Raw genomic sequence first — 11,225 nt, 5'->3', positions numbered from 1 at the left:
CGCAGAACAGTCGGTGGCACATCTCGGTCGCGATCGTCGAACAGCACGGTTCACCAAAGCGTTGAGTGCGGTGCCGTTCCGCGCACATCCACCGTCGGCGGTTCAACCGCAGGCAGGCTGCCGGCGACTCACCGTCCGGGCTACTCGACGGACGCCGAGATCACAGCCTCCGTTGTATTGTTTGCCGCGGCGTGCCGGGCGGCGATGTAGCCGTAGACCAGGCCCTGCCCGATGGTGGCACCGGCACCGGGGTAGGTCGTGCCGAACGCGTTGCCCGCCGTATTGCCGATGGCATACACGCCCTCGATGAGGCTTCCGTCCTCCCGCAGGACCCGGGCATGCTCGTCGGCGACGACCCCGCCGCAGGTGCCGAGGTCGCTGAGGATCATCTTCACCGCGTAATAGGGCGCCTTGCGCAGCGCGGACAGGTTCGGGTTCGGAGCTACCGTGGGATCGCCGTAATAACGGTCGTAAGCGCTTGTGCCGCGACCGAATTCGGGGTCGGTCCCGTTCTCGGCATAGTTGTTGAACTGCGCGAAGGTGCCGGTGAACGCATCCACCGGGACTCCGATGGCCTGCGCCAGCGCGGCAGGATCATCGGCACGGTGCGCGATCCCGGCTTCGAACCAGGCTTTCGGTATCGGCTGCCTGGGGAAGACGCTGCCGGCGAGAATATAGCTGTTGCGGTAGCGCTGATCGAACACCAGCCACATCTCGGAGACCGGGTCGCCCGCCCGTTCGCGAGCGAGCACCTGTTGGCCGAAGGACATGTAGTCGATGGATTCGTTGATGAATCGCCGGCCGGTCTGGTCGACTATGAACGAGCCCGGCAGGGAGCGTTCCGCGAGCATCACCGCCGGTGCCGAAGCGGGCAATGGGGCAAAGGCAGGGAACCACCATGCCTGATCCATGGAAGCGGTCGCGGCACCGAGCTCGCGGGCGGCTTCGATCGCGTCGCCGGTATTGCCTTCGGATCCGAGACTGGCGTGTGGTACCAGTGCGGGCGATTGATACTTGTGCCTTCCATCGACATCGTGATCGAAGCCCCCGGCGGCGAGCACGACACCACGACGCGCTCGCACCGTGATCTCACGCTCGCCCTGCCGGAGCACCGCGCCCGAGACACGTCCGTCGGCGTATACGAGCCGTACCAGGCTCGTCTCGGTCCAGACCGGGATTCCCGCACTCAGCACACCCGCGTACAACCCCGCGGCCAGAGCCTGGCCGCCGGCCAGGTACTCCCGCCCGATGAGCATGCCACCGATTCCCAGGGCAGCCCGCCGCATGATGCGTGGCAGCGCCTTGACCGGCTTGCGTGCCACGAGATTCATCCACTTGTAGTCCGCACCTGTCACCGGCATGGGTACCGGAGCCTCCATGACCCCCGGTCGCAGCCTCGGGCGCTCCGGTCCCAAGACGGAGGCGTCGAAGGGACGGCACTCGCAGGTACGTCCCGCCGCTCGGCCGCCGGGCGCTTCGGGGTGATAGTCGGAATACCCTTCGGCCCAGAAGAAACGCATGGGCGTTGTCCGTTCCAGCATCGCGACGGCCTGCGCGCCGTGCTCGAGGAACGCCGCGCCGCGTTCGCGGGGAGCCGAGTCACCGACAACGGCCCGGATATAGGTTCCGGCCTCGTCGATTCCCTGCTCGTGTGGCTCCGGCAGAATCGAACTGCCCGGGATCCAGAACGCACCGCCCGATCGCGCGGTCGAGCCACCGACATATGCCGTCTTCTCGACCATCACTACCGACAGCCCCAACTCGTGAGCTGCGAGCGCGGCGGCCATACCGGTGCCCGAACCGATGACGAGAAGGTCGACGATCGTGTCGTGAGCGGGCACGACCGGGGGGATTTTCTTCACCATCTGTTCCGAGCTCCACAATCGAATGGGACGACAAGTGCGTGTAAACGTAGGCCGGGCAGCGCCTCCTCCACGGGCCGTTTCCATTGAGCGGGAAGCTTGCCGCGCGGCGTTCCGGGCGTTCGGCGGGGCGGTACTTCGACCCCGGACGTCACCTGTGGCGCCGCTGTCGACCGCCTGCCGCGCACCCGGCCCGAGTTCCGGATACCAGCACTCGGCCGACCCGACGATGCGATCCGATTACGCCCATGACCACCCGAGCTCCGTGAGCTGCTTCACATACCGGCTGGTATATGTCACTATTTTCTAATAGAAATAGCCATGTCAGAGCGATGGCGCTAGTGAGCAAGGGAGCCACAGCATGACGATCACGACCCCGGATGCGCAGACCGGTACGGCGGCGACACCCAGCGCCATTCTCGAGCGGATCTCGCTTGTACTCGATGCGTTCAACGGGCACGAGAGCCTCGGCTTGGCGGATGTCGTCGACCGCACCGGCCTGCCCCGGTCGTCCGCGCACCGCATGCTGGAACGCTTGGTTCAGTTGCGCTGGCTGCGACGTGAGGGCCGCAGTTACAGCCTCGGAATACGGCTGGTCGAGCTGGGCTCGCTGGCCGTACACCAGGATCGAGTTCACGCGGCCTCCGCCGAGCATCTCCAGCACCTCTATCGGGCCACCGGCATGGTCGTCCATCTGGCCGTCCTCGACGGTGCGGACGTCGTCTATCTCGAGAAGATCGGCGGTCGCCTCGCCGCACATGTTCCGACCCGGGTCGGAGCGAGGCTGGCTGCCGACCGATCGGCACTCGGCAGAGCTCTGCTGGCATTCAACGGCGGCAACGCACCCGAAGACGCACAGATCCGGGAACTCGGGTACGCCACAGCACGCAACGGCACGCTGCAAGGATTCGGGTGCATCGCCGCACCGATCGGGCCGGTCGGGGAAGCGACGACCGCGGTCTCCATCTGCGGTCCACTGACCAAGATGAACTTCGGCAGCCAGATGACAAGTCCGGTCCAGCTCGCCGCGAACGCCATCTGGCGCAGCGTATCGGTCGGCGTGCGGGTCACACCGACCATGCAGCGCCGCAACATATTGCGGTCACTTCCCACCGCGCCCAGCGTGCGCTTCGAGGGTTGAGCGAATTGCCCCTGATACCCGGGAACGTCAGGGGCGATCGTCTCCGATCGTGCGCCATCTGCCGGGAATTCGCGGAACCGGCAGATCATTCTCGTCGTGTGCCGCGTACTCGCGATAGCGTGCGGCCGCCTCGTCGATATCGGCAAGCAACTGATTTGCCAACTCGATCTCCGCTTCGATGCTGCGTTGCGACCACCGCAGGCTCATCTGAGTGAATGCCCACCCCGGTTCGGGCTCGGAGTGTTCCGCGTGAATTTGTGCCTGACGGGCACGGTCACGGAGGTTGGCGATGTGTTTACGGACGATCTGCTTGAGATGATCCGGGTCGTGTAGATGTCCCATCCAGAGACGGAGCATGACCCCGTGCTTGAGCACCGGCATATCCACCTCGGCATCACGGGACCAGTTCCGCAACGCACGCAACCCGAGATCGGTGATTCCGTAGAGGCGCCGGCCACGGGTGCGCTCATCGGCGACCACGCGGGAACTCACCAGGGCGAGTTCCTCGAGTTTCTTCAATTCACCGTAGACCTGACTGACCGACGGACTCCAGTAGAAGAAGCCGATACTCCAGTCGGCCCACTTCTTCAGATCGTTACCGGTCAGTTCCTCGCCGAACGCCAACATGCCCAGGACAGCCCAGCTCGTCGTCGGCAGATCGGGGTAGGAATCGAGGTCGGTGGCCACGACCGTGCAGCCTACAAGGACTTGTACCGTGCGCACTCCCGACCACTGGGAGAGCCGACTTCCAAACGACGGGCCACCACCTACGTTCGTCTCCATGGATGACCACACCATCTACGTCATCGATCAGATCGTGCTCGAGCCCGGTCGGGCGCGTGCATTCATCGACGCCTATCTCAGTGACTACGCACCGCGCGCCAGAGAGCGTGGGTTGACATTGGAACGAGTGCTGATGAGCCCACCGGTCCTGGTCGACGGGGAGACCAATACGGTCACCGCCACGTGGACCGCCGCGGGAACTCGCTCATGGTGGGCGGCCGCCGTCAGCGCACGACACGACCCGGAACCGGCCCAGTGGTGGGCCTCGATGGCGCCGCTGATCGTCGAGAGAACCCGGTCGATGGCCGCCCGCGCCGAGGACGTAGAAGGACTGTGCAATGTATAAAGTGACGCATCTGGTACACCTCGCCGACAAAACGGACGAGCTGGCAGCGAAGATGACCATCGAGCGCCTCACCGCCGCCGGAGAATTCGCCGGCGCGAAACGCATCGTCGTGTCACCGACCCTGCCGGGCGTCCGCAACGGCGGAGATATCATCGCGCACTTCCAGTTCCCCTCGAAAGCCGAGTGGGTACGCCGTCGCCCGATCATCACCGAGGCGACAGCCGGGCCGGCCATCGAGCACACGGACTCCGCGGAGTACGCGGGGGGATCGCCCAGCTCGGGACGAACCGGCAGCCGCACAGCGTCGAGTCCCCCCACCGTGTACCGAACGCTCCTCCTGCGCGTCGACGATACGGCGGTGCCCGCTGCCGTTCATCGTTTCGAACAGGCGACTCTGCAGATGCCCGAACATATCCCGGCGATCCGAGCGTGGCAGCTCAGCCAGATCGATCGGGCCGGCGGCACCACACAGTGGACCCACGTCTGGGAACAGGAATTCACCGATACGGACGGTCTGTTCGGGCCCTATATGCATCACCCCATCCACTGGGCGCTGGTCGACCAGTGGTTCGATCCGGAGTCGCCCGAGCAGATCGTCAAAGACCGTATCTGTCACAGCTTCTGCGCGATCCCGGCGCCGGTCATAGATCCGGCGCCGGAACCCGGCTGACGGCGCAGGAAAGCCAGCACGGCAGCTTCCCAGGCGTCCTTTTGCTCGATCATCACCCAGTGGCCGCAGTTGGGGAAGATGTGCACCTCACCGTTGCGGAGGGTGCGCATCGGGAGCAACGCCATATCGACCGGGCTGACCCGATCGTCCCGCCCCCAGGTGACAAGAGTCGGAACCGATATCCCGGCCAGTTTCGCCCAGCTCGGGGTCGTATCCGCACTTCGCGCGGCAGCGGCCATTCGCTCCAAGGCTGCGCTGCTGTACATCCTGCGCGAATTCTCCAGTGTCGCCGGGTCGGTCGCCTGCGCCCACCGTTCTTCGATGAGCTGCTCGGTGACCAGCGCCGGGTCGAACACCATCGACCTCAACCATGCGACCAGCGAGTCACGAGTCGGGTTGTCGACGAACTCACTGAGCCGGATGATCCCTTCACCCGGCTGCGGGCTGAAGAACGGGGTACCGATTCCGCCGATCGTGACCAGCCGTTCGACCCGATCGGGGGCAGCAAGCACGAAATCGGTGGCCACGAAGCCACCCATGGAATTTCCGATGATCCGGACCCGGTCGAGCCCGAGTCCGTCGAGAAAGGCGGTCACGGCTTGCCGGGCGGACATCATCGGGTGTGCCGCACCGAAATCGTCACTGACGCCGAATCCGGGGAATTCCAGGATCAGTGTCCGGTAGTGCTCGGCGAATGTTGCCGAGTTACCGCCGAAGTTACGCCATCCGGTGACACCGGGACCGGAGCCGTGCAGCAGGAGCAGGGGCGGGCCGTCCCCACACTCGCGGTATCGCAGGGTGCCGTGCTCGGTCGGCAGCTCCTGCAGCTCTGGGACGACTCGGCTTTCGACTGGGGTGCTCATGGGTCTCGAGCCTGCCATCGGCGCATCGGCTCGGCGGCGCGTCTTCCCGATGAACGGCACAGTGATCGGAGCTCGGATACCCGGCACACCTCAATGCAGTCTCGGTATCTCGTCACCACCGGGCAGCTCGATACTCGACACGGGCAGTTCGTGTTCGGCTACGGCACGATCGATACTGCGGCGCAGTGCTTCACAACCGCGCTCGGGGTGCCCGATGCCTCGGTCCAGAGCCGAGATCAACGGGCATTCACCGGCATCAGAGGTCCATTGCACCGCGGTGTGGACAGCGCTGAACTTCTCGACCAGGACTTGTTTCCCGCACTCCCGGCAGGCGAGCGGACGCATTGTCATGCCGACTGTCGCTCTCCGCCGGCTTCCCGGTCGAGCACGGTGGCTTCCGGCCGGGAACGCAGACCGTCCGGCACGATGCCGGTTCCCAGTGTCATCGCGTACTCCTCGTGGTCGAAATCCACATAACGCGAAGCTAACCGCTTCCGCGGCGGTCGGAGGGCCTGCTCCCGTTGGCCGGAACGCCCCGTTCAGCGGATCTCGGTCACCGTCGCCGAGCCGGGGTTCAGTTCGTCGGCAGGAGTTCTCGGGGCCGCCAGCGGGCAGTGGGTCCCGAAAAAGATTGTCGGCATGCACTTGTTACAGTGGATACACAACGATTTCGCCGAGTGGTCGGCACTGATCCGGTTGATCAGATCGGGCTCGCGCAGCAGCGCACGGGCCATGGCCACGAATTCGAAGCCCTCGGCCATCGCCGTATCCATAGCTTCCTTATCCGTGATACCACCCAGCAGGACCAGCGGCATATCCACGCTCGCCCGAATCTGGCGGGCCGCGTCGAGCATGAACAGATCTTCGTACGGGTAGCTGTGCAGGAAATATTTCCCCGCCAGCTTCACGCCGAGCCGCATCAACGGCGGCATCACCGCGCCGAACTCGGCCAGCGGTGCGTCGCCCTTGAACAGATACATCGGATTCATCAGCGAACTGCCGATGGTCAGTTCGATGGCATCCAGGCTGCCGTCCTCCTCGAGCCACTGCGCGACCTGTATGGCCTCGTCGAGCCAGAAACCGCCGGGCACCCCGTCATCCATGTTCAATTTGGCGAGCACCGCGATGCGGTCGCCGGCGGCGGCCCGCACCTCGGCGGCAGTCTCACGGACCAGCCGAGCCCGGTTGCGCAGTGAGCCGCCGTAGGAGTCGGTGCGCGAATTGAGCACCGGGCTCAGAAAGGAGCTCGCGAAATAATTGTGTCCGAAATGGATTTCGACCGCATCGAAGCCCGACTCGATGGCGTATCGGGTGGCATCGCCGTGCGCATCACGGATCCGGGTGATATCGGCCAGTGTCGCGGCATGTGTGACCCGGGGCCCCAGCGGATTGATACGCCGGGAAGCGGACAACGCCGGGAGGCCGTTCGATTTCCCGTTCGCCACCGGCCCGGCGTGACCGATCTGCGCCGAGGCAGCGGACCCGTGCTCGTGCACCGCGTCGGTGAGCCGTCGCAACCCGGGCACGACCTCGTCGCGCATCCAGAGCTGATCCGCCTCGGTTCTCCCCTCCGGAGCGACGGCGCAATAAGCGACAGTCGTCATACCGACACCACCGGCGGCCAGGCGGCGATGGAAGTCGACGAGCTCCTCGCTGACCAGCGCGCCTGGTGACATGTGCTCGAATGTCGCCGATTTGATGATCCGGTTTCGCAGGGTCACGGGCCCGAGCCGCGCCGGGGCCAGGACATCGGGAATCTCGCGTGTGCTCACTGTTACGCCTTCTCGTTCGCGAGGAAGATGAAGTCCTCGGGATTCGGTTCACGCAGCATGGTCCAGTAGTCGACGAGACGCCACGGGCAGGGCACGACGGCCCGGCCAGCACTGTTGCGGTAGTAGCCGTTGACCTGCGCGCCGGGATGTACCCAGACCGTCTCGTCGAGAGCCGTATCGACGCGGTCGTTGTAGTCGTCCTGCGCGGACTGCACGACGTCCATCGCGGCGTGCTCGTTCTCGAGCAGGTACTGCAGGCATTCGATGAGGTAGTGGACCTGTTCCTCGCCGGTGATGTTGTGGCCCGCACCATGATTCGGTGCCGAGTTCGGGCCCGCCGTGACGAACAGGTTCGGGAAACCGGATACCTGGACACCCCGGTAGGCGCGCGGGTCCTCGCCGCCCTTCCAGACCTCGGCCAATGTCCGGCCGTCCCGGCCGGTGATATCGATCGTGGTGGTGAACTGGAGTTGGAATCCGGTGGCGAGCACGATGACATCGGCGGGAATGAACGTTCCGTCGGTGGTGACGACACCGTCCGGGGTGACCTCTCGGAAGGAGGCGCGATGCAGGTTCGCATGCTCCCGGTTCAGCGCAGCGAAGAAGCCGGGATCCTTCACGATCCGTTTCGCATAGGGGCGGAAATCGGGGGTGAGTTTTTCGATGAGGTCCGGGCGCTCGGGGAAGCTCTTCTGTAGATATTCCAGCGCCGTGTTCAGGACCATATCGTTGGCAGGTGAGGCCGACCGGTGCGTGGCCGCCCATTCCTTGTCGATGCGGGGTAGCACGTAGAGATTGTCCGAGGCGAACCAGTAGGTCCGGAGCCGGAACCACCGGTCGTAATACGGCAGGTTCGCCATGGCCCATTTCTCGCCGTCGGGTACCTCGCCACCCACCGTCTTCTCCGGCACCAGCCAGTGCGGGCTCCGGACGACGACATCCAGGGATTCGACTTCGTCCACGATGCTCGCGACCACCTGCACCGATGTGCAGCCGGTCCCCAGGACAACGACCCGCTTACCTCTCAGATCGAGCTCGGTATCCCACTCGGCGGTGTGGGTCACGGTGCCGGCGAAGGTATCCATCCCCGGCACGCTGGGGATGTTCGGGGCGTTGAGCATGCCCAGCGCGGTGACGATGGCACGTGCCCGGTGCCGGCGAGCGGTGCCGTCCCGATCCTCGGTCACCACCTCCCACCGGTTCTCCTCGGTGAGCCAGGTCGCCGACCGCACCCGGGTGCCGAACCGGATGTGATCCCGCAACCGGTATTTGTCGACCACATCGAGCAGGTAATTCTGGTATTCCGGCCCGGTCGGATAGTACTTCGACCAGTTCGGGTTCAGTTCGAAGGAGTACGAGTAATAGTGACTGGGGGTATCCACGGCCGCACCCGGATAAGTATTGCGGTGCCAGGTCCCGCCGATATCGTCACGTTCTTCGAAGATGGTGTAGCGGAATCCGGCTTCACCGAGTTTGATTCCGGCGTTGATACCGACTATTCCCGCACCGATCACGATGACCTCGAAATCTGCGGGAGGCGTGGTGGTGACCGGGACCCGACGCCGATTCTTCGTGAACCCGGCCTGCTCCAGCAGGATGGGAACGAATTCGGCGTCCACTCGCTGCGCGGTGCACACGGACGCCATCCGGCGGAACAGCTCGTCGTCGGGTACAGCGAGTTCCGCGGCGGACTCGGTGGTCAGTAGCTCGCGAGCCCGGGCGCGGATATCGGCAGCGACATCGTCGGGATAGGTACCGGGCGGAGCGGTCGGGCGAATACCGGTTCGGTAGTGGTTTCCCGGTTCCTCGAGCGTCAGTCGTGCGCCGAATTCCTCGAGGAGCCCGGTGTCACCGGTCGCGTGCACCATCGCCATCAGCAGCGGAGCCGGATCGCATTCCGCTATCGCGTTGCGCAGAAGAACTTCGGGATCGGCCGCGGCGTGGGTGCCGGTGTCGAGGGTGTCGGTCATGAGCTGCCTTCCGGGAGCGGCACGCCCATCCGGGCGAGCATATCGCGTGGGTTCGTGGGCGGATTCAGGTCGAGTAGTTGCTGTCCGCGCCGAGTTGCCGACGCGATGCACATCTCGTCGTCGGAGAAGATCCAGAAATCACCGCGGGCAATTTGTTCGAGCATGTGTTCGGCCGCGTCGAGGGGATCGAGACCTTTCTCGACGTTGTCCCTTTGCATCGCCGCGAACACCGCGTTGGCAATCGGGTTCGTGGTGGGCGCTGCGCGCTGCGCCGAGCGGAATATCTCGCTGCGGATGGAATGGGGCACCACTGCGCTGACCTGGATCGGTGCACCGACGATCGACAGGTCCTGATACAGACACTCGGTCATCGCCTGCACCGCGAACTTGCTGACAATGTAGGGGGATTGCACGGCGACCGGGTTCAGCCCGCCGACCGAGGAGAGATTGGCGATGCATGCCGGTGTCCCCACCTCTAGCATCCGCGGCACGAACGCCTTCAGACAGTAGAAGACGCCGTCCACATTGATCTGCATCACCCGCTGCCACCGATCGGCATCGATTTCCCACAGCAGACCGGCCGACTCGACTCCGGCATTGTTGATCAACAGTTCGACGCTGCCGTAGCGCTCGAAGATCGTCGCGGCCAACTCTTCGACCTGGTTCGCGTCCGCGACGTCGACACCGAAACCTGCTGCTGCGCCCCCGTGTTCGACGATTCGGGATGCGACGTCGGCCGCCCGGCGGGTGTCGATATCGGCGACGACGACGAACATCCCGAGTTCGCCCAGCCGCTGGGCCAGACCCTTCCCGATACCCGCCGCGGCGCCGGTCACCACGGCGGTGCCCCGGGCGAACCGCTCCTTCGCCGTCGTGACCATCAGATTCCCTCCGACCGAATATTCGGGTTCGACCAGGCCGGCGGCTCGCGTCGCGGCAATTCGGTCCGTCCGTCGAGCGACATGACCGGTGTGCCGGTGGCGTACGGGTAGTGCAGACTGAACGCCACCAGGCCGGTGCGCTCGGACGCCGGCGCCGTCGACATCTCCAGCACCGTCTGCGCGAGGTACTCGACCGGTTCGGTCTCGTAACCATCCGGGAGCAGAGTCGCCGCCCCCGGCGTCATGACGGCCGTCGACGGCCCGACCGCGTTGACGGCGATACCATCGTCGAGCAGTTCCGCGGCCAGCCCCTGGGTGAGGCGGTGCAGCCCGGCTTTCGCGGAGGCGTAGACGACATCGCCGGAGGTCTTGTTGTACTCACGGAACGGTCGGATCGGATCCAGTCCGGTGGAAGACCCGATATTGACGATCCAGCCTCCGCCGCGTGCTCGGAAATGAGGTATCGCTGCCCGGCTGAGTACGAACGGAACCTTCAGATAGTGCTCGATCGTGCGGTCGAAAGTGGCGTCACTCATCTCCGCGATCGGGCTGTAGTCGGCGAAGCCCGCGTTGTTCACCAAGATGTCGATGCCGCCGGTCGACGCGACGACCTCGTCGACCAGTCCGGCGCGCTGCTCGGTGTCGTCGAGGTCGGCGGGGATCGCGATCGCCTTACCGCCGGCGTTCTCGATCGCGTGAACGGTCTCCCCCAGCGAGCCGGACAGCAGGTGCGTCGCTCCGTCTCGGATCGACGGGGTCGGGGCGGCCGCCGACCGAGCGGTGACGACGACGGTCGCGCCTTCGGCCGCCAGCCGTTGCGCGATCGCGCGACCTATTCCACGGCTGCTGCCGGTCACCAGGGCGGTGCGGCCTGACAATCGCTGTGTCATATTCCTCTCCGTGCTCACTGGGCCTGGGTCCGCTCCGGGTTCCGTGG

At 65.1% G+C, this 11,225-nt stretch carries 11 protein-coding genes; 3 read left to right on the top strand and 8 right to left on the bottom strand.

Going from position 1 to position 11,225, the window contains the following annotated elements:
• Positions 1–140 precede the first annotated feature (140 nt).
• The gene (locus ACWEWT_RS01320) at positions 141–1,865 is read right to left on the bottom strand and encodes a 3-ketosteroid-delta-1-dehydrogenase (protein ID WP_452557625.1); all 1,725 of its coding nucleotides are present in this window, start codon (positions 1,863–1,865) and stop codon (positions 141–143) included.
• 358 nt (positions 1,866–2,223) lie between these two features.
• On the opposite strand from ACWEWT_RS01320, the gene ACWEWT_RS01315 reads away from it, so the two are divergent.
• Complete coding sequence (locus ACWEWT_RS01315) at positions 2,224–3,003, top strand: IclR family transcriptional regulator (protein ID WP_452554968.1); 780 nt, start codon at positions 2,224–2,226, stop codon at positions 3,001–3,003.
• Positions 3,004–3,030: 27 nt separating this feature from the next.
• On the opposite strand, the gene ACWEWT_RS01310 is transcribed toward ACWEWT_RS01315, so the two are convergent.
• A complete protein-coding gene (locus ACWEWT_RS01310; protein ID WP_452557623.1) occupies positions 3,031–3,630 on the bottom strand; it encodes a PadR family transcriptional regulator in 600 nt (199 codons plus the stop codon).
• A 154-nt stretch (positions 3,631–3,784) separates the two neighbouring features.
• Between ACWEWT_RS01310 and ACWEWT_RS01305 the strand changes: the two genes are divergently transcribed.
• Together ACWEWT_RS01305 and ACWEWT_RS01300 are read left to right on the top strand one after the other, a co-directional pair.
• On the top strand, positions 3,785–4,132 hold the full coding sequence (locus ACWEWT_RS01305) for a hypothetical protein (RefSeq protein WP_452554966.1): 348 nt from the start codon (positions 3,785–3,787) through the stop codon (positions 4,130–4,132).
• A complete protein-coding gene (locus tag ACWEWT_RS01300) occupies positions 4,125–4,802 on the top strand; it encodes a Dabb family protein (protein WP_452554964.1) in 678 nt (225 codons plus the stop codon). Before ACWEWT_RS01305 ends, ACWEWT_RS01300 begins: the two co-directional genes overlap by 8 nt.
• On the opposite strand, the gene ACWEWT_RS01295 is transcribed toward ACWEWT_RS01300, so the two are convergent.
• The 6 genes from ACWEWT_RS01295 to ACWEWT_RS01270 all read right to left on the bottom strand — a co-directional run bounded on the left by ACWEWT_RS01295 (position 4,745) and on the right by ACWEWT_RS01270 (position 11,178).
• Positions 4,745–5,665 (bottom strand): alpha/beta fold hydrolase, encoded by a 921-nt coding sequence (locus ACWEWT_RS01295; protein WP_452554962.1) that lies wholly within the window; start codon positions 5,663–5,665, stop codon positions 4,745–4,747. The two genes, ACWEWT_RS01300 and ACWEWT_RS01295, sit on opposite strands and share 58 nt — an antisense overlap.
• A 90-nt stretch (positions 5,666–5,755) precedes the next feature.
• Complete coding sequence (locus ACWEWT_RS01290; RefSeq protein ID WP_452554960.1) at positions 5,756–6,016, bottom strand: hypothetical protein; 261 nt, start codon at positions 6,014–6,016, stop codon at positions 5,756–5,758.
• Between the two features lie 188 nt (positions 6,017–6,204).
• Positions 6,205–7,437, bottom strand: a complete 1,233-nt coding sequence (locus tag ACWEWT_RS01285; RefSeq protein WP_452554958.1) for an NADH:flavin oxidoreductase — start codon at positions 7,435–7,437, stop codon at positions 6,205–6,207.
• 2 nt (positions 7,438–7,439) lie between these two features.
• Entirely contained in the window at positions 7,440–9,407 is a 1,968-nt protein-coding gene (locus ACWEWT_RS01280; RefSeq protein ID WP_452554957.1) for a flavin-containing monooxygenase, read from the bottom strand.
• The gene (locus ACWEWT_RS01275; RefSeq protein ID WP_452554955.1) at positions 9,404–10,288 is read right to left on the bottom strand and encodes an SDR family NAD(P)-dependent oxidoreductase; all 885 of its coding nucleotides are present in this window, start codon (positions 10,286–10,288) and stop codon (positions 9,404–9,406) included. Before ACWEWT_RS01275 ends, ACWEWT_RS01280 begins: the two co-directional genes overlap by 4 nt.
• Positions 10,288–11,178, bottom strand: coding sequence for an SDR family NAD(P)-dependent oxidoreductase (locus tag ACWEWT_RS01270; RefSeq protein ID WP_452554953.1), 891 nt, complete (start codon positions 11,176–11,178; stop codon positions 10,288–10,290). The genes ACWEWT_RS01275 and ACWEWT_RS01270 overlap by 1 nt, the downstream gene beginning before the upstream one ends.
• Positions 11,179–11,225 lie beyond the last annotated feature (47 nt).

It is taken from the genome of Nocardia sp. NPDC003963 (assembly GCF_053605105.1).
The sequence above is the reverse complement of the archived record's forward strand: the minus strand, read 5'-3'. Positions and strand labels throughout refer to the sequence as shown.